This is a genomic window from Sulfitobacter sp. S223, from assembly GCF_025143825.1.
GTDB lineage: Bacteria > Pseudomonadota > Alphaproteobacteria > Rhodobacterales > Rhodobacteraceae > Sulfitobacter.
In genome coordinates, this window is the sequence record NZ_CP083560.1 from 60,689 (window position 1) to 80,629 (window position 19,941).

Here is a 19,941-nt window from a genome sequence, read left to right on the forward strand (position 1 = left end):
TCTCCTTTTTGCGGCATGGTGCGGTCGAGAATGGCCATACGCAACGATTGACCGCATACATCACGCAGTGGTGATTTCAGTTTACCGCCGCGTGCGGGCTGGTATCACTGCGAAAACTGCAAAAGGATTTTAATATGCGCATTGCGATGTGGTCCGGACCCCGAAACCTGAGTACAGCGATGATGTACTCCTTTGGCGAGCGAAATGACTTTGCCGTTATGGATGAACCGTTTTATGCGCCTTATCTTGCCGCGTCTGGCATTGATCATCCGATGACGGACGAGATCCTGGCAGCGCATGAAATTGCCCCGGAGCGTGTTGCCAAAAGCTGTCAGGATGGTGGGAAGCCTCACTTGTACATGAAACATATGCCGCATCATATGCTGTCTGGCTTTCCTATGGATTGGACGAAAGACTGCGTAAATGTACACCTGATCCGCCATCCGGCGCGCGTAATCGCAAGTTATGCTGCCAAACGCGAGGCTCCCACGCTGGAAGATATCGGTTACGTTCAGCAAGCACAGTTGTTCGACAAGTTGGGCGGTATCGTGATCGACAGTACCGATATCCGTGCACAACCTGAGAAAATGTTGAGGGCGCTCTGTGACGCGATAGATCTGCCATTTGATCCTGCAATGCTGAGTTGGCCCGCAGGTCCGCGGGCAGAAGACGGTATTTGGGCGCGACACTGGTACGGGGCCGTACATGAAAGCAGGGGCTTTGCTGGTGCAGAAGGGCCGTTGCCGGATGTTCCACTCGCGTTGCAACCGGTACTAAAAGAAGCCCTTCCACATTATTTGCGGTTACATGAGCGCCGCCTTTCCCCGTGAACAAAAGCTGATGGCTGTTACATGTTCAGTGTTCTTAAAGAGTATCACTTTACATCGTAAAGCGTAGACCGGTTTCCGGTTAGGTTAACGAGTAGGCGGCCCGGGCAGTTGTTCGTCTGGGCCGTTCGTGTTTTTAAATTTTTTTCTGGCCACCTGAAACTCTTCGGAGAGGCGTTTCGTGATTACGCAGGTAACATGAAATCCCGAGGAGATTTTTGATGAAACGTATGACAACAACTGCAATCGCTTTGATGATGACAGCCGGTATGGCTATGGCTGACGGGCATGCGACGCCCATGGTTATGGCAGGAGATCAGGATGTCTCAAATGGTGTCGTAAGCGCAGAAAGCGTGATGGCTGGCGCAAACGGCTGGCTGGTCGTACACCGCACGGACGCTGAGATGAAGCCGGGTCCCGTCGTGGGGTATGCACCGCTGCGTGCGGGTGAGAACACCGACGTTGCTGCGATCCTGCAGGAAGAGGTCAAATCAGGTGAAATGCTGATGTTGATGGTTCATGCAGAAGAAGGCGGCATGAAGACTGGTGTGTTTGAATACACCTTGGGCGCAAAAGAAGACGGCCCCATTCGCATGGACGACAAATTGGTGATGCAGGTCATCAAAGCAAACTAATAGTTTCGGTAACGATTTCAGTAACGAGTAGTTGGGCCCGGTCAGATATTTCTGACCGGGCCTATTTTTATTTCATCCGTTTATCGCGTGCTGCCAATAGTTTCAGGCGCAGCGCGTTAAGCTGGATAAAGCCTGCCGCATCTTTTTGATCATAGGCACCGGCGTCATCCTCGAAGGTCACATGCGCCTCTGAATAGAGGCTGAAGTCTGACCAGCGGCCCACGGTGCGCACATGGCCTTTGTAAAGCTTCAGACGGACGGTGCCGGTGACGTGTGTTTGGCTCGCGTCGATGGCGGCTTGCAGCATCGTGCGCTCTGGTGAGAACCAGAAGCCGTTGTAAATCAACTCGGCGTATTGTGGCATCAGCTGGTCCTTGAGGTGCATTGCACCGCGGTCCAGCGTGATTGATTCGATGGCGCGGTGTGCTTCCAGCAGCAGTGTGCCGCCGGGCGTCTCATAGATACCGCGTGATTTCATGCCAACGAAACGGCCTTCAACCAGATCAAGACGGCCACAACCGTGCTTGCCACCCAGCTCGTTCAGTTTGGTCAGCAGCTCGGCGGGTGAAAGCGCCACGCCATTCACGGAAACCGCGTCTCCGCGCTCAAACCCAACTTCGATATATTCTGGTTCGTTCGGCGCTTCTTCCGGGCTGACGGTGCGTTGATAGACATACTCAGGTGCATCGACGGCAGGATCTTCCAGAACTTTGCCTTCGGAAGACGTGTGCAGAAGATTCGCATCGACAGAGAAAGGTGCTTCGCCGCGCTTGTCCTTGGCAACGGGGATCTGGTTCTGTTCCGCAAATTCCAGCAGTTTGGTGCGGCTGCTCAGATCCCACTCACGCCAAGGTGCGATTACCTTGATGTTCGGGTCCAGCGCATATGCTGCGAGCTCAAAGCGAACTTGATCGTTGCCTTTGCCTGTCGCACCGTGGGCAACAGCGTCTGCGCCGGTTTCGTGAGCAATCTCGACCAACCGCTTGGAAATCAGCGGTCGCGCGATTGAGGTGCCCAGCAAATACAAACCTTCATACACGGCGTTGGCGCGGAACATGGGGAAGACGAAATCCCGCACAAACTCTTCGCGCACATCTTCGATGTAAATCTCGGACGCACCCATCATCTCGGCCTTGGCGCGGGCTGGCTCCAGCTCCTCGCCCTGACCCAGATCGGCGGTGAAGGTAACAACCTCGCAGCCATACTCGGTTTGTAGCCATTTGAGGATGATCGAGGTATCAAGCCCACCAGAGTAGGCGAGCACAACTTTCTTGGGCGCGGACATGATCTTTTCCTTTGTCGAGTTTCGCGGTTGGCGTAGCGGTTTTTGTGCCGCACGGCAAGGTAGACGGGTTTATTGACGCTTCCGCAATAGACACCTATCGAAGACTATCGCAACAGAGGGCCGGAGCATATGAGCGAAGATTTCCAGATGGGCGCTATCGCAGCCACCCGCGCCATGCGTGGCGTCTTTCCGCCAACCCCGCTTCTTAAGAACGAACATCTGTCAGAACGCTATGGCGCGGACATCTATCTGAAGCGTGAGGACCTGAGCCCTGTTCGGTCATATAAGCTTCGCGGCGCTTTCAATGCGATGCGAAAGCTGATCCCGGAACATCAGGTTTTTGTTTGCGCGTCTGCGGGCAATCACGCACAGGGTGTTGCGTTCATGTGCAGCCATTTCGGTGTGCGCGGAGTGATTTTTATGCCAGTCACCACGCCCCAGCAAAAGATACAGAAGACCAAGATGTTCGGTGGCGCAAACATCGAAGTGCGTTTGGTTGGCGATTACTTTGACAAGACCTTAAGCGCGGCGCAGGAATTCTGCTTGAACGAGGGGGCCTATTTCCTTTCACCATTTGATGATGACAATGTTATTGAGGGGCAGGCATCAGTCGCCGTAGAAATTGAAGATCAGCTGGGACGCGTACCCGATCACATTATCTTGCCCGTTGGCGGCGGAGGCTTATCTGCCGGTACCCGCGCGTTTTTCGGAGATCGGTGCCGATATACTTATGTTGAGCCGCTTGGCGCGCCCAGTCTTGGCCGCGCATTGGAAGAGGGCAAGCCGGTTGATGTGTCCCCGATCAACAGCTTTGTAGACGGCGCGGCGGTGGCCAAGTTGGGGATGCGCACGTTTGAATGGCTCAAAGACGCACGCCGCGAAGATGTTGTGCATTTATCCGAAGACCGCATTTGCGTCAGTATCATCGAAATGCTGAATGTTGAGGGCATCGTTCTTGAACCTGCCGGCGCGCTGAGCATTGAAGCGCTGGGCGAGGTGGCTGATCAGATTAAGGGAAAAACCGTGGTCTGCGTGACCTCTGGCGGGAACTTTGATTTTGAACGGCTACCCGAAGTAAAAGAGCGCGCGCAGCGCTACTCGGGGCTTAAGAAATACTTCATCTTGAGGATGCCACAGCGTCCTGGCGCTCTGAAAGAGTTCCTGAATATCCTTGGCCCGGATGATGACATTTGTCGGTTCGAATACCTTAAAAAATCTGCCCGCAACTTTGGCTCTGTGTTGATCGGGATCGAAACGCCCAGCCCTGATGCCTTCCCGCGGTTCTTGGCGCAGCTTGATGACGCAGGGTTCACCTATACAGATATCACCAATGATGAAACGCTTGCCCAATTCGTGATCTAGGGAGGCGTTTGTGGATATTTCAGATAAGTCTATTGTAATCACCGGTGGGGCCAGCGGTATCGGAGCCGCTCTTGCACGGCAGGCAGCGAAGGCGGGTGCAAAGGTTTGCATTGCCGACCTGAACCTTGAGGCAGGTAAACAGCTTGCTGATGAGATCGGTGGAATTGCTGTTGCCTGTGATGTGACGAAAGAAGAGCAGATCATTGCAGCAATCGAAGCCGCAGAAGCTGCTCATGGACCGGTAGATGTGTTTGTTTCTAACGCCGGTCTTGGACGCGGTGATCCGTCTCATGCAGCATCAGCACCCGATGCGGATTGGATGTTGAATTGGAATGTACACGTGATGGCCCATGTCTGGGCGGCGCGTGCTTTGTTGCCAGCGATGATTGCGCGTGGCTCTGGATATTTTGTGAATATCGCTTCTGCTGCGGGTCTTTTGAACCAGATCGGTGATGCGGCCTATTCCGCAACCAAACATGCCGCCGTCAGCTTTGCTGAATCCTTGTTGATCTCACATGGTGAGGAGGGGATCGGAGTTTCTGTCGTGTGTCCGCAATATGTGGCAACGCCGCTGTTGGGTTTGGGTGACGGTGACGCTCAAGGCAATCTTCTGTCCGCGGATGACGTTGCCCGCTCCGTCTGGCAAGGGGTGACCGATGGTACTTTTGTGATTATGCCGCACCCGGATGTCGCAAAATACAATGCGCTGCGTGGGGCTGATCCATCGCGCTGGATTAAGGGTATGCAGATGCTGCGTGCCAAAGCGATGTCAGAGCATGGTGGCATCAGCGTGTCAGAGTTCTATAAACTCCTTTAACAGGTCACAACGCTTTCGAGCCCTGACAGGAAAATGTCCCTGCTATCTTCGTAGCATTGCAGGATAGGCTCCACATCAATTTCCTGCGCGCGACCATCGTTCGCCGCAGTTTCCCCCTTTTGGCACATTTCTGCAAAGTCGCGGAACCCGAGGTTGAGCGCGCTTCCCTTGAGCGCGTGCAAATCTGCGCCCAGCGTTTCTAGTTGGGGCGCGGTGCGCAGACGGTCAATCATGAGGCCGACCTCAGCAATAAAGATATCTACGACCTCTGGAAAATCCTCTTTTCCGATTTCGTCGCGCAAGGTTTTGATCCGATCCCAATCGATCATGGCGGTCTCCAGCAATTGCATGCCGTATATTCTGAAACTCTTAATAGCGAATGACCGCGGATAGGAATGCGTAGCTTTACCGCCTGTTAATACGGGACGGATATAGCTGTTCGTGAATGTATTTTGTGAGGCGTTATGCCCTCGGACCTGTCAAATAATTTGGATTTTTCGGCTTCTAAACGTGGCGGGGCGATTCAGTACGTCCTTGTTGTGGATGATAGTAAGCTTCAGCGCAAACTTCTGACGCTGGCACTGAGTCGGTGGGGTTTTGACGTGTCTGAGGCGGCGAGCGGCGCCGAAGCGTTAGAGATGGCCTCACTTCAGCGACCGGATCTGGTTCTTAGTGACTGGATGATGCCGGGCATGTCAGGTCTGGAATTGTGTCGTCGGTTCAGGGCGACCGAGGGGGAGGAATACAGCTATTTCATCCTGTTGACCTCAAAAAGCGAGAAGGATGAAATCGCGAGGGGCCTTGATAGTGGTGCAGATGATTTCCTAACGAAACCTGTAGACAATAATGAATTGCTTGCGCGCATCACAGCGGGAGAGCGCCTGATTGAAATGCAACGCTCTATGGCGCAATCCAACCGCGCCCTTAGTGAAACTTTGACGGAGCTGCAGCGCGTTTATGACCACATCGACAGCGACCTTCAGGAGGCAAAGAAACTTCAACAATCTTTGGTGAAAGAGCGGTTTCGCGCCCTTCCGGTTGGGGACCTTTCTTTGATGTTAAGGTCTTCTGGGCATGTGGGCGGGGATTTGGTTGGTTTTTTCGAAGCTGGTGCCAACCATATCGGTCTTTACGCACTTGACGTGTCAGGTCACGGCATCAGTTCGGCGCTCATGACTGCGCGGCTGGCGGGCTATCTCTCTAGTGCGGCACCGGATCAGAATGTTGCCTTGCGCAAGGATGTCGACGGTCTGTTTGTGCCACGACCACCTGATGAAGTTGTTGCAGACTTGAATAATCTGGTCCTCGACGAGATGGAGACAGAGCACTATTTCACCCTGCTGCTTGCTTTTGTCGATTTGGAAACCGGGCATATGGTCCTGTCACAAGCCGGGCATCCACACCCCGCAGTACAGCGTACCGATGGTAGGATCGAACAGCTAGGCCCAGGCGGTTTTCCTGTTGGCCTACTCTCCGGTGTTCGATTTGAACGGTTTGAACTGACGCTTGAGCGTGGTGATCGTATCTTGATCTTGTCGGACGGAGTTACTGAATGCCCCGGCCCTGACAACGGCATGCTTGGCGAAGAGGGGCTTACCGACCTGATGAAGGAGTTGGCTGCGATCAACGGCCCTGCATTTCTTGAGGCTTTGATCTGGAAATTAACAGAGTTTAACGGATCAGAGGATTTTCCAGACGATGTGTCGGCGATCTTATTTGAATATCACGGCCTGCCGGAAACATAATTCGCCAGAAACATCCTGTCACCGTCATTTCCCAATGCGGCGATAGCATCGTCAGCATCAAGGATCAGTGTTTCATGGTAGGGCTCTGATGGTGCATGAAGCTTGCGAACGGGACGGGCCACATATACGTGGCATATCTTTTCGGCCCATAGATCATAATCGGGCATGAAGACAAAACGACGGAATGCTCCGAGGCGCAGGGGCTGCGAAATGGACCAGCCAATTTCCTCTCGGACCTCACGATAGAGTGCCTGCAGGGGGCTTTCACCAGGATCAATCCCGCCACCAGGAAGCTGAATGTCGATGTTGCGCTGGGTTTCAGCCGTCAGCAAGAAGCGACGTCCGATCGGCAGAATCGCATATGCACCAGGGCGCAAAGTATAGTTCTTACTGCGGTCTGGCACCTCTCCCACACGTTTGATCATCATCGCCCCCTTTTTGTCGCGGCTTGTCCGTCCTACATAGACACGGTATGCCAAGCGCTTCGCGGTAAGGATAGACGAAAATGACAAATGCAAACAGCATCGGGTGGGACGATACGGTCCTGCCTTTCCAGCTCGACAACTCAGATATTCGCGGTCGGATTGCGCGTCTTGATACGGCCTTGGCCGGCATCCTGAAGCAGCATAACTATCCCCCGCAGGTCGAAGCGTTGGTTGCCGAGATGGCTTTGCTGGCCTCACTCATTGGCCAAACGATGAAGCTGCGCTGGAAGCTCCAGTTGCAGGTGCAGTCAAAAGGTCCGGTGCGGATGATCGCGACTGATTACTATGGACCCGAATTTGATGGCGGGCCTGCGCGAATCCGTGCTTACGCCAGCTATGACGAAGATCGCCTGACAGATGGTGCTCCGATCGAGCAGATCGGGGAAGGTTACTTTGCTGTGATGATTGACCAAGGTAAGGGCATGACACCTTATCAAGGGATCGCGCCGCTATCCTCTGAAAGTCTGTCGAAATCTGCCGAGGGATATTTTGCACAGTCGGAACAGTTGCCTACACGGTTCGAGCTGAGCTTTGGAAAATCAACGACAGCCGATGCGCCAGAGCACTGGCGTGCTGGTGGGGTGATGCTGCAACATATGCCGAAAGCTTCACCTTTTGCTGCAAAGGCAGAGGGTGTCGGTGAAATCATGCAGCCAACTGATCTGTTGGAAGATGATGAAAAAGAGAATTGGAATCGTGTGAACATCCTGCTTGATACGGTGGATGATCTGGAGTTGATTGGCCCTTCACTTGAGCCGTCAGATGTCTTGCTGCGCCTGTTCCATGAGGAGCTTCCACGTGTGTTCGACAAGCAGCGCGTGCATTTTGGCTGTACGTGTTCCGAAGAGCGTGTGCGTCAAAGCCTGTCAATTTACTCGGCCCAAGACATCGAGACCATGACAACCGATGATGGCCGCGTCACTGCCGATTGTCAGTTCTGCGGCGCGCATTACGATATGGATCCGGTGACAGTAGGCTTTGAAGCTGAAAAAGATGCGTAGCACGCTTGATCATTTTCGGGAGGCGCTGACGCAAACAGGCGTCGGCTCCTCCGATTTTGACCTTAATCCTGATACTGTTTTACCCGCGGGCCGGGTTCTGCGCCCTGCGGGAGTTCTGGCGCCGATCATTGAAACTGATCGCGGGCTTGGCCTTTTGCTGACCAAGCGTTCTGCCGCGCTCAAACATCATCCGGGTCAAATCGCCTTTCCGGGCGGAAAACAGGACAAGGGCGATGTAGATGTGATAGCGGCTGCGCTGCGCGAGGCGCACGAAGAAATCGGCCTGCCACCGGATCACGTCGAAGTATTGGGTACGCTGCCGTCCCATGAAACGGTCACCAGCTTTGATGTCACGCCTGTGATCGGCTTTGTGCATAGACCTTTCAACATCCTTCCTGAACCAGGTGAGGTGGATGAGGTGTTTACAGTACCGCTTGACCATGTGCTGAACCGAGACAACTATTTGGTCCAATCACGCCGTTGGCGTGGGCAGATGCGCCACTATTTCGTGGTGCCTTTCGGACCCTATTACATCTGGGGCGCAACTGCGCGTATGCTGCGCGCATGGAGCGAGATTATACAAAAATAGCACCCGAAGACGCGCCGTGGCTGACGTCTGTTTCAGCGCGCGCTGTGTGTGACGCCATAGCGGCTGGCGGTCATCAGATTTTTTACGTTGGCGGTTGTGTGCGTAATGCGCTTTTGGGTGTTCCCGTAAGCGATTTGGATATGGCCACCAGTGCCACACCTCAACAAGTGATAGAATTGGCTTCTGATGCCGGTCTCAAACCTGTCCCGACTGGTATTGACCACGGAACAATTACGGTTGTGTCCGGTGGCGTGGGGTATGAGGTTACGACGTTTCGACGTGACGTTGAAACAGACGGCCGACGGGCCGTAGTCGCCTTTTCGACTGATATTTTGGACGACGCCCGCCGCCGTGATTTTACAATGAACGCGCTTTATGCGGATGCGCAGGGAAACGTGATTGATCCGCTTGGCGGATTGGATGATCTGCGCGCGCGACGTGTGCGATTTATTGAAGACGCGAACCGCCGGATCGAAGAAGACTATCTGCGTATCCTGCGATATTTCCGGTTCCACGCATGGTATGGAGATACCTCCAATGGTCTGGAGCCTGAAGCACTGGCTGCGATAGGCTCTAATATCCAAGGTTTAGAGACACTATCAGCAGAGCGTGTCGGCGCCGAAATGAAAAAGCTTTTGGCGGCGGATGACCCATCTACGGCTTTAGCTGCAATGGCTCAAACCAATGTGTTAGGGACTGTATTGCCGGGTGCGGACATCCGGTTCGCCCTTCTTGTGATCCACGGAGCAGAGATGCTTGGCCTGTCGCCTGATTGGCTCGGGCGGCTTGTCTCCCTTGGCGGCGAAAGGGTGCCGGAACGATTGCGGCTCAGTAAAGCGGATCAAAGGCGTTATGAGACGATCCAAACCGCGGCGTTTGAGGGTGGATCGCTCGTGGCAGTGGCATTCGACTATGACTCTGACCTTGCCATTCAGGCGTATCTGATCCGCTCTGCCATCGCAGAATCTGTGCCTGAGCTTGCTGTGATCGCAGAACTGAGGTCGGCTGCGCAGCAGGTCTTTCCTGTTAGCGCCGGTGACCTCATGCCTGAATACACAGGGGCGGACCTTGGCGCGCGGTTGGCGCAGTTGAAAGCTGCTTGGATTGCGTCAGGTTTTGTGTTGGGAAAAGAGGCATTGATCGCGCTGCCCGCACCGTGATGCCCGGATCCCCGGACCTAAGATCGCAATGAAACCGGCAAAAAAGGCGACCGCTATGTTTAGATTCTTTGAAAATCTGGTGGATCCTTACGTCGATTATCCTAACGAGGATAAGCCGCCGCGCGATCTGTGGCCGTTCTTCATGGGCTACAGTCAGCCTTTCAAAAAAGTGTTCGCTATCACCGCTTTCATGTCGATTCTTGTCGCTGCTGTTGAGGTGGGTCTGATTTACTATATGGGGCGCATCGTCGATGTGCTTGAGGGTGATCCGGCTCAGATGTGGGCGAAAAATGGCACCGAGTTGGTTGTGGTCGGATTGCTCATCGTTTTTGTGCGTCCGATCTTTCAGGCCATCGACGTTGCCTTGGTGAACAATGCCATTTTGCCGAACTTCGGGACGTTGATCCGCTGGCGCGCGCATAAACAGGTTTTGCGGCAGTCCGTCGGCTGGTTCGAGAATGATTTTGCGGGGCGCATTGCGAACCGGATCATGCAGACTCCGCCCGCCGCCGGTGAAGTGGTGTTTCAGGCGTTTGATGCTATATCGTTTTCGTTGGCTTACCTCATTGGCGCGGCGATTTTGCTGACCACGTCTGATCCGCGGTTATTACTGCCGCTTGTGATCTGGTTCGTCCTTTACGTTCTGCTGTCGCGCTGGGCGATCCGCCGTATTGGTCCAGCATCGAAAGCAGCGTCTGATGCCCGGTCGGCTGTCACCGGGCGGGTGGTGGATGCCTATACCAACATCCACTCGGTCAAAATGTTCGCCCATCACGACCGGGAAGAACTTTACGCCAAAGAGGCAATCGAAGAAGCGCGCCGGACTTTTCAGGTCGAGCAACGGATTTTCACGACGATGGATTTCTCATTGGTTTTGTTGAACGGGCTGTTGATTGTGGGCGTTGTTGGTTGGGCTTTGTCGTTGTGGGTGCAGGGGGTTGCCAGCGTGGGCACTGTGGCGGCCGCCGCGACGCTGACACTGCGGCTGAACTCCATGACCGCTTGGATCATGTGGGCGCTATCTGCATTTTTTCGCCAGCTTGGCGTCGTGGCAGAAGGGATGGAGACAATCGCACAGCCCATCACTTTGGTAGATGCTCCGGAGGCAAAGCCATTGAAGCTGACTTATGGCAGGATTGAGATGCTTGGCCTGACCCACCACTATGGGCGAACATCGGGCGGTTTGAACGCGATCGATCTGGTGATTGAGCCCGGTCAAAAGATTGGACTTATCGGGCGATCGGGTGCCGGAAAATCGACCCTGTTAAAGCTTCTTTTGCGTTTTTATGATGCGGACGCCGGCTTGATAAAGATTGATGGGCAGGACGTAACACAGGTGACGCAGGACAGTCTGCGGCGACAGATAGGAATGGTTCAACAAGACAGTGCTTTGCTGCACCGTTCCGTTCTTGAGAACATTCGATATGGACGCCCTGACGCGACTGAAAAAGAGGCGGTTGCTGCCGCAAAGCAGGCTGAGGCGCATGAGTTCATAAAGGGTTTGCGTGATCCAGAGGGTAACAATGGTTATAGTTCTCGTGTGGGCGAACGCGGCGTTAAGCTATCGGGGGGGCAGCGCCAAAGGATAACGTTGGCACGGGTAATTTTGAAGGACGCGCCAATCCTGCTGCTTGATGAAGCGACCAGTGCGCTGGATAGCGAGGTCGAGGCCGCGATCCAGAAAACACTTTATGGAATGATGGAAGGCAAAACCGTGATCGCCATTGCGCACCGTCTGTCCACGATAGCCAGAATGGATAGAATTCTGGTGCTGGATGAAGGGCAGATTGTTGAAGATGGTGATCATAACGCGCTTTTGGCAGCAGGTGGGCTATATGCACAATTCTGGGCGCGCCAATCCGGCGGGTTTTTGCAAACAGAAGAAGATGCGCTGTGAATATCGGAAACTGGATCAATCCATTTCGCCCCGCTGACGGGCCTCCACCTCAAACGTTGGGCGCTTTTATGCGATGGTGTCTGGCTGGGGCGTGGCCGGCGCTTTGGCTGGCAGCGGCATTTTCCGCAATTGCCGGCGCACTTGAAGCCGGGACCGCTCTGATCCTTGGTTGGGTCATTGATGCGACAGTATCCAGTGGGCCTGATGCGTTTTTCGATGGTCGCAATGCGGCGATGATTGCCTTGGCGGTCGGGTTCTTTTTGATCGCGCGTCCTGTGTTCTTTGGCCTTTCTGCTGCGTCTAACGCGATCATAGTACAGCCGAATGTGAACCCGATGGTTCTTTCACGTTTGCACCGCTGGGCACTTGGACAAAACATCAGCTTTTTCGATGATGATTTTGCAGGCCGGATTGCACAAAAACAGATGCAGGCTGCGCGGGCTGTGACTGATGTTGCAGCCGAAGTCATCAACGTCGTGGCGTTTGCGTTGGCGTCACTTGTCGGCTCTGTCCTGTTGCTCACGGCGATTAACGGCTGGGTGGCTGTTGGGCTGGCTGGATGGTTGGTTCTGTATTTTGCGTTGATCAACTGGTTCCTGCCAAGGATTCGCAAAAAATCCGCCTACCGTGCCGGCGCAAGATCCCTGGTGTCCGGGCAGGTTGTGGATACGATCACCAATATCAAAACGGTCAAGCTTTTCGCCCATGACGATCACGAAGACCGCGCAGCGCTTGGTGCTATGGAAAGCTTTCGTAGCCGTGCGTTGGAGTATGGCTATCTTGCCGCTGGATTCAGGTTTTCATTGATGAGCCTGGCAGGCGTTCTGCCTGTGCTTTTGATCGGTGCTACAGTCTATTTGTGGCAACTGGGCTTGGCCTCAGAGGGTGATATAGCGGCTGCCGGTGCCATTTCTATCCGTATTGCGCAGATGACGGGCTGGGTCAGCTTTACGCTAATGGCGATCTATTCAAACGTCGGTGAGATTGAAGACGGGATGCGAACGCTCACGCCTCGTATCCGACTAGAAGATGCGCAGGACTCCCGTCCGCTTGATGCGGCCGGGGGGGAGATCAGGATCGAAGGACTGGGGTTTGCCTATGGCCGAGAGACTGGCGGAATAAGCGAAATCAACCTGACGATCGGGGCAGGGGAAAAATTGGGTGTCGTTGGGGCGTCGGGTGCTGGGAAGTCGACGCTTGTTGCGTTGATGTTGCGTCTCTATGAGGCGGAAAAAGGTCGGATACTGATTGACGGGCAAGATATCCGCGATGTCACTCAAGAAAGTTTGCGCCGTTCAATTGCGATGGTCACGCAGGAAACGGCCATGTTTAATCGCTCCGCGCGCGAGAACATCTTGTACGGCCGTCCCGATGCCTCAGAGGCCGAGATGATAGCGGCGGCAAAGAAGGCGGAGGCACATGGGTTTATTGAGGATTTGGAAGATCACAAAGGTCGCACGGGATATGATGCGCATCTAGGTGAGCGGGGGGTGAAGCTATCGGGCGGGCAACGCCAACGGATCGCGCTTGCCCGTGCTATCATCAAAAACGCGCCAATTCTGGTGCTGGACGAAGCGACAAGTGCGCTTGATAGTGAAGTCGAAGCCGCGATTCAGTCCGCTTTGGAGCGTGTGATGGAGGGGAAGACGGTCATGGCGATTGCGCACCGTCTATCTACTCTACGTGAAATGGACCGCATTGTTGTGCTGGAAAAGGGCCGTATCGCCGAAATAGGCAGCCATGAAGAATTGTTGGCGCAGGGCGGTCTCTATGCCAGCTATTGGGAGCGGCAATCTGGTGGGTTTCTTGATCTGGCGGCTGCCGAATAGGGGCTGGCGGGACGGTTCAAGCAGCGCTATGGCGGGTGCATGACAGATTACAAAATTACACGACTTGGCATTTATGGTGACGGCATTGCCGAAGGACCAGTCTTTGCACCTATGACACTGCCCGGTGAAGTTGTTACAGGAACGCTTGACGGATCTACCTTGAGGGATGTGAAGATCATCACTCCGTCAGAAGAGCGCGTGGCGCCGCCATGCCGCCATTTCAAAGCTTGTGGCGGTTGCCAGTTGCAACATGCGTCGGACGCTTTGGTGGCTGATTGGAAGACTGATGTAATCGCGCAGGCATTGGCCGCGCAGGGTATCCGTACAGAAATCCGGCCAATCTTAACTTCGCCGTCGCAATCTCGCCGCCGCGCCACTTTTGCCGCCCGTCGTACAAAGAAAGGTGCCATGTCCGGCTTTTACGGCCGCGCCTCCGATACCGTAATCGAAATTCCGGACTGCAAACTGGTAGAGCCAGAACTGTTGGCAGCCCGCGATATTGCAGAGGCTCTTGCCGAGATCGGAGGCAGCCGCAAGGCAACGCTGGCCGTGACGGTGACGACCTCTCAGGTCGGGCTGGACGTACAGGTCAGCGGAGGTAAGCCGATTGACGGGCAGCTCCGCATCTCGCTTGCCGGTCTTTGCGATAGCCGCGGGTTTGCCCGTCTTACATGGGAAGACGAGGTGATCGCGCAGCGCGCGCCGCCGACGCAGCGTTTCGGCGCCGCAAATGTTTGTCCTCCCCCAGGTGCGTTTATGCAGGCAACTGCCCATGGCGAAGCGCAGCTTCTTGCTGCGGTGCAGGAGGCGGTTCACGGCGCGAAGCGGATCGTCGATTTGTTCGCTGGTTGCGGTACTTTCACCCTTCCATTGGCCGCTGATGCGGAGATATTTTCCGTTGAAGGTGACGCGCAGATGATGGCTGCGATGGACAAGGGGTGGCGTATGGCCAAAGGGTTGAAAACCGTGACCCACGTTGCGCGCGATCTCTACCGCAGGCCTCTGTTACCCGATGAGTTCAAGAAGTTTGATGCCGTTGTGATTGACCCGCCCCGCGCCGGTGCCGAGGCGCAGACGGCTGAACTGATCCGGTCTGATATCAAGCGGATTGCCTACGTTTCCTGTAACCCTGTTACCTTCGCACGCGATGTCGCCGAGATGGTTTCTGGCGGCTTCACGCTTGATTGGGTGCAGCCGGTGGACCAATTCCGCTGGTCGTCGCATGTAGAGCTTGCGGCGCAACTTAGCCGAAGCTGAGCCCATGCAAAAATGCAGCGGTTTTGCCGTGATTTCTGTATTGACGGCTTTGTGAACTGACGATTTTTTGTTATGGTGTACGCAATAATGATCCGACAACGGATAAGAGCGGCAGGCATATGAAACGTAGAAATCTGATTTTGGGTAGCGCAGCAGTCGCCACTCTAGGAGCATGCTCCGATAGCAAATTCAAACGGTACAATGGGCCCCCTGTAACGGGGATCGTTGTGAATAAAGGTGAGCGGAGAATGTATCTGCTCAGCCAAGACCGAATTCTGGAAGACTATAAAGTCTTTCTTGGCTTTGCACCTGAAGGACACAAGCGGATCGAAGGGGACGGTAAAACACCAGAAGGTGTTTACCGTATTGATCGGCGTAATCCGAATAGCAGGTTCCACCTGTCTCTCGGGATATCGTATCCGAATGCGGAAGATATCCGGACTGCGCGTGCAATGGGGAAATCACCGGGCGGTGAGATTTTCATCCATGGGCAGCGGCACCCGATGCGCCAAGACAAAGATGACTGGACCTGGGGCTGTATTGCGGTGGACAACAGCAGCATCGAAAAGATTTATGCAATGGTACAGGACGGCGTACCTATCGCAATCAATCCATGAACTTAGGCACTGACCCTTAGGGTCAGTTGCCCATCACCAACGTCCACCAGATTTTACCGCTTTTCTCTTGGAACCACGATATGCCCATCCGGCGGGCTTCGGGTGACAGGATGATCCGACGTGTGTCAGGTTTTTCCATCCAAGCGCCCAGCGTTTCCAGCTCTGTTTCATAAGTCTCGGAGATTACTTCACCCACAAGGGAGCCAGCGAACCCAACGCGCTGGATGCGATCAAGAGGGGAAGAACCGTCAGACCCAAAGTGCCATGGGCGGTTTTGCACCTGCATATCGCGAGAATGGGTCGCGGCAGCCGCTGTCAGTTGCGAGTCAAGTTCGACAGGAATCAAACCGGATGCGCTACGCAATGCATTGACCGAATCAAGCATCCTGAACGGGATTTGCTGCGCGTCCCTTTGTGAGATTCTATATGCTTTGGGCAATGCACGCCCGTCAGCGCCAATTGCAGGCGCCGCCGGCTGGCAGGCGGCCAGAGCCATGGTGCCAACCAACAGAAGGGTAAAAAGACGGATCATTACGCTACTCCAAGCCTAAATGTTTCGCTCGGCATACATGCTGAGCTGCAACAGTTCAAATGCACTTACCTGTGAACAGCTTTCTTCACACGGGTTTGATTTGAAAACGTGTCTTTGACGCCATATATGACCGATATATGAGCTGTTTTTAGCCGGAGACATAAAATGTCGAATGATTCTTTCAAACTTAACACTCGCCGCGGTTTTCTCGCAGGCAGTGCCGCATTCTTGGCCGCGCCCGCTTTGGCGCAGTCGACAGGAGAAAGCGTAAATAGCCAAGCCACGACCGAGACAGAGCGTGACTTAACCGAAGTTGTACGTCGTAACATATCAAGCTTCCGTACGCTGAGCTGGGAGCCCTATTTTGACAATACGCAGAACGGTGCGATCCTTGTCGATCTGGATAGCCGCGCCGTTCATTACTGGTCTGAAGACCGGAGCGTGTACAAACTGTACCCGTCCAGCGTGCCGCTGACCGCAGATCTGACGCGCCGTGGTCGGACACAGGTTATCCTGAAGGACCCCAAGCCATCATGGCGTCCGACGCCTTCCATGTTGGAGCGCAATCCGGAGTGGCCACCGTTTATTGGCCCGGGCCCTGAAAACCCCCTTGGGACGCGCTCTTTGCACTTAAGCTGGCAATATTACCGTATCCACGGCACTCATGATACGCGCAAAATCGGTCGCAGATCGTCAAATGGCTGCATCGGGTTGTACAACGAGCACATTGAAGAGTTGTATGAATTCGCTAAAGTTGGCACACAGGTGTTGCTAATTTGACGACATGGTGTCGTTACGCTCGTCTGTTTTGTGAATCTTAGTTTCTTTCTGTTTAAAGATGCTGTTTAGAAAATACCACGAGGTAAGTGTACGGTGCGCTTCATGCTGAGAAACATGGCGCACCATCTTCTGGAGGTTATTACTATGAAAAAACTCGTTCTCGCCGCTGCTCTGACAGCTGCCGCTTCTACAGCTTTCGCTGGTTCGCTTGCTGATCCAATCATCGAAGCACCTGTCATCGTTGAAGAAGCAACAAGCTCTTCTGCTGGCGTTCTGGTTCCACTGTTGATCTTGGTTCTGGTTGCTGCAGCTTTGGCTGACTAATATTCAGTCTTACGACTGAAGGCGAAAAGGCGGTGCTTTGCATCGCCTTTTTTGCATTTTATCTTGTAGGAATCTCGGGCAGCCGCTTGTCGAAAAAGCGACCGCCTGACGTAAAGCCTTAGATCCAGCCCTGAAGGTTTTCGCGGATGACGTTGGACAGCGCATTGATATGCGCCTCATCATCATTCAGGCACGGAATATAGGTAAAGTGCTCACCGCCTGCTTCTTCGAAGCTCTCAAAGATCTCTTCGTTGATCTCTTCAAGCGTTTCGATGCAGTCAGCAGAAAACGCAGGTGCGCATACGGCGATGTTCTTTTTGCCTTGCTCCGCAAGCCGTGCGACTTCTTCAACGGTATAAGGCCGCAGCCACTCTTCTGGTCCAAACTTTGACTGGAAGGTCGTCTTGATCTCAGTATCTTTCCACCCCAGCCGCTCCTTCAGGAGGCGCGTCGTTTTCTGGCATTGGCAGTGATACGGATCGCCCTCCATGAGATAGCGCTGTGGCACACCGTGGTAGGAACAGACAAGAATATCGGGCCGCTTTTCAAGCTCGGCGTATTTCGCTTCAATGGATTTTGCAAGCGCGTCGATATAATCGGGGCGGTCAAAATATGGCTGAACTGTACGGCTTGCGGGCTGCCATTTTTCTTTCCCGAGCGCTTCGAAGAATTTGTCACATGCTGTGGCTGATGTTGCGCCAGCATAATGCGGATATAGGGGGAAGAAGAGGATTTTCTGACATCCTGCCTTGACCATCTTCTCAACCTTGCTTTGCGTTGAGGGATTGCCGTAGCGCATACAGAAATCGACTATGACGTCGTCGCCATAGGTCTTTTGCATTTCTATTGCGATCTTTGCGGTCTGGGCTTTTGTGATTGTCATCAGGGGGCTTTCGCCCTCGGCCTCGTTCCAGATCGACTTGTACGCCGCACCTGAGGTGAAGGGTCTCTTGGTCAGGATGACCAGCTGCAGAAGAGGCTGCCAAAGCCAGGGCGAATAGTCGATGACGCGGCGGTCTGACAAAAATTCACCCAGATAGCGCCGCATCGACCAGTAATCGTAGTTGTCCGGCGTACCAAGATTACTCAGTAACACACCAACCTTCGGGCGCGGTACCTTCGGGTGGTCTGCGTCTGCGTGAACGGGACGTGCTTCTGTCGGGATATCATTCATAGCGCCATCTTCCTGCAAGTTCAGTGGTTCAAATAGATAGATTTCACGCTGGGTCAATCGTGCAGGGGTTTTTCAGCAGATCCAAGAGCGTCTGCCAGACGTTGTTGTGCCGACCCGGGCCGCAACGGTTGGGGCTGAGAGGCGTCCGGAGCCCACCCAGTAAGCACTTGCAGCTCAAAGCTCGCCTTCAGTCGCCCTGAGGGTGCGGCAAAATGTTCAGCATAGAGTTTCTGCGCCTTCTCGAATACGGCACGGCGTGTGGGGCGACGCAAACGGGCAGACAGGGCGTTCGTTTCCCCCATGGCGCGCAGGTCGTGCATCAGGTGCCAGATATCACGATATTCAACCTTGATTAGCGCTGTATCGGCAACAGGCAGGGCAAAGCCCGCGCGTTGCAAAAGCCCGCCTAGATCGCGCAATTCCGGCATCGGGGCGATGCGGGGGGACAGGCCGCCTGTCACTGCTATCTCGGCCTCTGCCAGCGCACGGCGCAATTCCTGCAACGTATCTCCGCCAAAGCTGATGCCGATAAAGAGCCCGTCGGGTCGGAGCGCACGACGGCACTGGATCAACTGTCCGACCGGGTCATTCGACCAGTGTAGCCCCATCACATGGGCAACCAGATCATGCGAATCTGGCGAAAGCCTAAGCGTTTCGGAATCGGAAGCAATCTTTGCCGTTGGGTGCTGCGCAGCCCAGTAATCGGAAAATCCGGTCACGATTGCTGGCTGCGTAAATGACTTGTTAACCATATCCAGACGATCCTGAAGTTCATCTGCGGCAGCGTCGTGCAGAAAAAATCCCGCTGCCGTGGCGCGGGCGCGGTGATGCTGTAGGGCGGCAGGGTCTGTCATGGGTAAGGTCATAGAAAGGTACATAAGCTGGTGCTGGCGCAACTTCAAACAGCTGTCACACTGATCTATCCGCCGCGCTGCATCACGTGCGGGGATATGGTGGAAAGTGATTTTGGCCTGTGCGGTCCCTGTTGGCGCGATACCAGCTTTCTGGGTGGTGTAATCTGTGATGGTTGTGGGGTTCCGCTCACCCCCGGTGGTCAGGGCGATTTACATCATTGCGATGCCTGCATGCAGGCCAAGAGGCCTTGGATTCAAGGGCGTGCAGCGGTTCTTTACCGCGATAACGGCCGCAAGCTTGTTTTGGCGCTCAAGCATGGTGATCGTCAGGAAATGGCACGCCCTGCCGGATTATGGATGGCAAACATGGTTCGTGGGCAGGTCTCGGAAGATACTCTTGTCGTGCCTGTGCCGTTGCATTGGACACGGTTGCTGAAGCGTCGCTACAACCAGTCAGCTCTTTTGGCAAAATCTGTCGCTAAGGAGTTGGACCTACCTTGGTGCCCTGACGCTTTGGCCCGCGTTCGTCGAACAAGTTCGCTTGAGGGGCTAAGCCGCGAAGCGCGGTTCGAGACACTGGAAAAGGCGATTACGCCACATCCGAAACGCGGCGCGAAACTGCGCGATCGGCCCATCCTATTGATAGATGATGTGATGGCCTCCGGTGCTACGTTGATGGCATGCACCCATGCATGTTTGGAGGCAGGATCGGGCCCTGTTCGCGTACTGACCCTAGCAAGAGCGGCAAAAGAGGCCTAAATCCTATTCCAA

21 protein-coding genes are annotated in these 19,941 nt (G+C 54.4%); 15 read left to right on the top strand and 6 right to left on the bottom strand.

Annotated elements, in window-relative coordinates; genetic code table 11:
* Window positions 1-134 precede the first annotated feature (134 nt).
* Window positions 135-830: an HAD family hydrolase gene (locus tag K3757_RS00285; protein ID WP_259998148.1), complete on the top strand. Its 696-nt coding sequence runs from the start codon at window positions 135-137 to the stop codon at window positions 828-830.
* Between the two features lie 218 nt (window positions 831-1,048).
* Window positions 1,049-1,462 (top strand): hypothetical protein, encoded by a 414-nt coding sequence (locus K3757_RS00290; RefSeq protein ID WP_259998150.1) that lies wholly within the window; start codon window positions 1,049-1,051, stop codon window positions 1,460-1,462.
* A gap of 67 nt (window positions 1,463-1,529) precedes the next feature.
* Here K3757_RS00290 and K3757_RS00295 read toward each other — a convergent pair whose 3' ends face one another.
* Window positions 1,530-2,747 carry an argininosuccinate synthase gene (locus K3757_RS00295; RefSeq protein ID WP_259998152.1) on the bottom strand — a complete coding sequence of 406 codons (1,218 nt, stop codon included), beginning with the start codon at window positions 2,745-2,747 and terminating at the stop codon, window positions 1,530-1,532.
* Window positions 2,748-2,876: 129 nt separating this feature from the next.
* Between K3757_RS00295 and ilvA the strand changes: the two genes are divergently transcribed.
* Window positions 2,877-4,109: a threonine ammonia-lyase IlvA gene (gene ilvA / locus K3757_RS00300; RefSeq protein ID WP_259998155.1), complete on the top strand. Its 1,233-nt coding sequence runs from the start codon at window positions 2,877-2,879 to the stop codon at window positions 4,107-4,109.
* 10 nt (window positions 4,110-4,119) lie between these two features.
* Window positions 4,120-4,926: an SDR family oxidoreductase gene (locus K3757_RS00305; RefSeq protein WP_259998156.1), complete on the top strand. Its 807-nt coding sequence runs from the start codon at window positions 4,120-4,122 to the stop codon at window positions 4,924-4,926.
* Here K3757_RS00305 and K3757_RS00310 read toward each other — a convergent pair.
* On the bottom strand, window positions 4,923-5,255 hold the full coding sequence (locus K3757_RS00310; RefSeq protein WP_259998158.1) for an Hpt domain-containing protein: 333 nt from the start codon (window positions 5,253-5,255) through the stop codon (window positions 4,923-4,925). The genes K3757_RS00305 and K3757_RS00310 overlap by 4 nt on opposite strands.
* A gap of 135 nt (window positions 5,256-5,390) precedes the next feature.
* Here K3757_RS00310 and K3757_RS00315 point away from each other — a divergent pair, with 135 nt between their 5' ends.
* A complete protein-coding gene (locus tag K3757_RS00315) occupies window positions 5,391-6,671 on the top strand; it encodes a PP2C family protein-serine/threonine phosphatase (RefSeq protein WP_259998161.1) in 1,281 nt (426 codons plus the stop codon).
* Here the strand turns inward: K3757_RS00315 and K3757_RS00320 are convergent.
* Entirely contained in the window at window positions 6,650-7,096 is a 447-nt protein-coding gene (locus tag K3757_RS00320; protein WP_259998164.1) for an NUDIX hydrolase, read from the bottom strand. The genes K3757_RS00315 and K3757_RS00320 overlap by 22 nt on opposite strands.
* A gap of 80 nt (window positions 7,097-7,176) precedes the next feature.
* On the opposite strand from K3757_RS00320, the gene K3757_RS00325 reads away from it, so the two are divergent.
* From K3757_RS00325 to K3757_RS00355, 7 genes are all read left to right on the top strand, one after another.
* Window positions 7,177-8,157 (top strand): Hsp33 family molecular chaperone HslO, encoded by a 981-nt coding sequence (locus K3757_RS00325; RefSeq protein ID WP_259998166.1) that lies wholly within the window; start codon window positions 7,177-7,179, stop codon window positions 8,155-8,157.
* Complete coding sequence (locus K3757_RS00330; protein WP_259998169.1) at window positions 8,150-8,746, top strand: CoA pyrophosphatase; 597 nt, start codon at window positions 8,150-8,152, stop codon at window positions 8,744-8,746. Before K3757_RS00325 ends, K3757_RS00330 begins: the two co-directional genes overlap by 8 nt.
* Window positions 8,722-9,906 (top strand): CCA tRNA nucleotidyltransferase, encoded by a 1,185-nt coding sequence (locus K3757_RS00335; protein ID WP_259998171.1) that lies wholly within the window; start codon window positions 8,722-8,724, stop codon window positions 9,904-9,906. Before K3757_RS00330 ends, K3757_RS00335 begins: the two co-directional genes overlap by 25 nt.
* Before the next feature lie 55 nt (window positions 9,907-9,961).
* Window positions 9,962-11,803, top strand: a complete 1,842-nt coding sequence (locus K3757_RS00340; protein WP_259998174.1) for an ABC transporter ATP-binding protein — start codon at window positions 9,962-9,964, stop codon at window positions 11,801-11,803.
* Complete coding sequence (locus K3757_RS00345; RefSeq protein ID WP_259998179.1) at window positions 11,800-13,632, top strand: ABC transporter ATP-binding protein; 1,833 nt, start codon at window positions 11,800-11,802, stop codon at window positions 13,630-13,632. The genes K3757_RS00340 and K3757_RS00345 overlap by 4 nt, the downstream gene beginning before the upstream one ends.
* A 39-nt stretch (window positions 13,633-13,671) precedes the next feature.
* Window positions 13,672-14,889, top strand: coding sequence for a class I SAM-dependent RNA methyltransferase (locus tag K3757_RS00350; RefSeq protein WP_259998181.1), 1,218 nt, complete (start codon window positions 13,672-13,674; stop codon window positions 14,887-14,889).
* Between the two features lie 119 nt (window positions 14,890-15,008).
* The gene (locus tag K3757_RS00355) at window positions 15,009-15,506 is read left to right on the top strand and encodes a murein L,D-transpeptidase family protein (RefSeq protein ID WP_259998184.1); all 498 of its coding nucleotides are present in this window, start codon (window positions 15,009-15,011) and stop codon (window positions 15,504-15,506) included.
* Window positions 15,507-15,528: 22 nt separating this feature from the next.
* On the opposite strand, the gene K3757_RS00360 is transcribed toward K3757_RS00355, so the two are convergent.
* Window positions 15,529-16,038, bottom strand: coding sequence for a CAP domain-containing protein (locus tag K3757_RS00360; RefSeq protein WP_259998186.1), 510 nt, complete (start codon window positions 16,036-16,038; stop codon window positions 15,529-15,531).
* Between the two features lie 165 nt (window positions 16,039-16,203).
* Between K3757_RS00360 and K3757_RS00365 the strand changes: the two genes are divergently transcribed.
* Both K3757_RS00365 and K3757_RS00370 read left to right on the top strand, forming a co-directional pair.
* Window positions 16,204-16,818 carry a L,D-transpeptidase gene (locus K3757_RS00365; protein ID WP_259998190.1) on the top strand — a complete coding sequence of 205 codons (615 nt, stop codon included), beginning with the start codon at window positions 16,204-16,206 and terminating at the stop codon, window positions 16,816-16,818.
* A 144-nt stretch (window positions 16,819-16,962) separates the two neighbouring features.
* A complete protein-coding gene (locus K3757_RS00370; protein WP_259998191.1) occupies window positions 16,963-17,142 on the top strand; it encodes a hypothetical protein in 180 nt (59 codons plus the stop codon).
* A 118-nt stretch (window positions 17,143-17,260) separates the two neighbouring features.
* Here the strand turns inward: K3757_RS00370 and hemH are convergent, their stop codons facing one another.
* Complete coding sequence (gene hemH / locus K3757_RS00375) at window positions 17,261-18,316, bottom strand: ferrochelatase (RefSeq protein ID WP_259998193.1); 1,056 nt, start codon at window positions 18,314-18,316, stop codon at window positions 17,261-17,263.
* Between the two features lie 53 nt (window positions 18,317-18,369).
* Window positions 18,370-19,170 (bottom strand): methyltransferase domain-containing protein, encoded by an 801-nt coding sequence (locus K3757_RS00380; RefSeq protein WP_259998196.1) that lies wholly within the window; start codon window positions 19,168-19,170, stop codon window positions 18,370-18,372.
* 30 nt (window positions 19,171-19,200) lie between these two features.
* On the opposite strand from K3757_RS00380, the gene K3757_RS00385 reads away from it, so the two are divergent.
* Window positions 19,201-19,929, top strand: coding sequence for a ComF family protein (locus tag K3757_RS00385; protein WP_259998199.1), 729 nt, complete (start codon window positions 19,201-19,203; stop codon window positions 19,927-19,929).
* Window positions 19,930-19,941 lie beyond the last annotated feature (12 nt).

Excerpts from the sequence above, each read along its gene's own strand:
- K3757_RS00285 (WP_259998148.1), top strand. The coding sequence starts at position 135 with ATGCGCATTGCGATGTGGTCCGGACCCCGAAACCTGAGTACAGCGATG.
- K3757_RS00290 (WP_259998150.1), top strand. The coding sequence starts at position 1,049 with ATGAAACGTATGACAACAACTGCAATCGCTTTGATGATGACAGCCGGT.
- K3757_RS00295 (WP_259998152.1), bottom strand. The coding sequence starts at position 2,747 with ATGTCCGCGCCCAAGAAAGTTGTGCTCGCCTACTCTGGTGGGCTTGAT.
- ilvA (WP_259998155.1), top strand. The coding sequence starts at position 2,877 with ATGAGCGAAGATTTCCAGATGGGCGCTATCGCAGCCACCCGCGCCATG.
- K3757_RS00310 (WP_259998158.1), bottom strand. The coding sequence starts at position 5,255 with ATGATCGATTGGGATCGGATCAAAACCTTGCGCGACGAAATCGGAAAA.
- K3757_RS00315 (WP_259998161.1), top strand. The coding sequence starts at position 5,391 with ATGCCCTCGGACCTGTCAAATAATTTGGATTTTTCGGCTTCTAAACGT.
- K3757_RS00320 (WP_259998164.1), bottom strand. The coding sequence starts at position 7,096 with ATGATCAAACGTGTGGGAGAGGTGCCAGACCGCAGTAAGAACTATACT.
- K3757_RS00325 (WP_259998166.1), top strand. The coding sequence starts at position 7,177 with ATGACAAATGCAAACAGCATCGGGTGGGACGATACGGTCCTGCCTTTC.
- K3757_RS00330 (WP_259998169.1), top strand. The coding sequence starts at position 8,150 with ATGCGTAGCACGCTTGATCATTTTCGGGAGGCGCTGACGCAAACAGGC.
- K3757_RS00335 (WP_259998171.1), top strand. The coding sequence starts at position 8,722 with ATGGAGCGAGATTATACAAAAATAGCACCCGAAGACGCGCCGTGGCTG.
- K3757_RS00340 (WP_259998174.1), top strand. The coding sequence starts at position 9,962 with ATGTTTAGATTCTTTGAAAATCTGGTGGATCCTTACGTCGATTATCCT.
- K3757_RS00350 (WP_259998181.1), top strand. The coding sequence starts at position 13,672 with ATGACAGATTACAAAATTACACGACTTGGCATTTATGGTGACGGCATT.
- K3757_RS00355 (WP_259998184.1), top strand. The coding sequence starts at position 15,009 with ATGAAACGTAGAAATCTGATTTTGGGTAGCGCAGCAGTCGCCACTCTA.
- K3757_RS00360 (WP_259998186.1), bottom strand. The coding sequence starts at position 16,038 with ATGATCCGTCTTTTTACCCTTCTGTTGGTTGGCACCATGGCTCTGGCC.
- K3757_RS00365 (WP_259998190.1), top strand. The coding sequence starts at position 16,204 with ATGTCGAATGATTCTTTCAAACTTAACACTCGCCGCGGTTTTCTCGCA.
- K3757_RS00370 (WP_259998191.1), top strand. The coding sequence starts at position 16,963 with ATGAAAAAACTCGTTCTCGCCGCTGCTCTGACAGCTGCCGCTTCTACA.
- hemH (WP_259998193.1), bottom strand. The coding sequence starts at position 18,316 with ATGAATGATATCCCGACAGAAGCACGTCCCGTTCACGCAGACGCAGAC.
- K3757_RS00380 (WP_259998196.1), bottom strand. The coding sequence starts at position 19,170 with ATGACAGACCCTGCCGCCCTACAGCATCACCGCGCCCGCGCCACGGCA.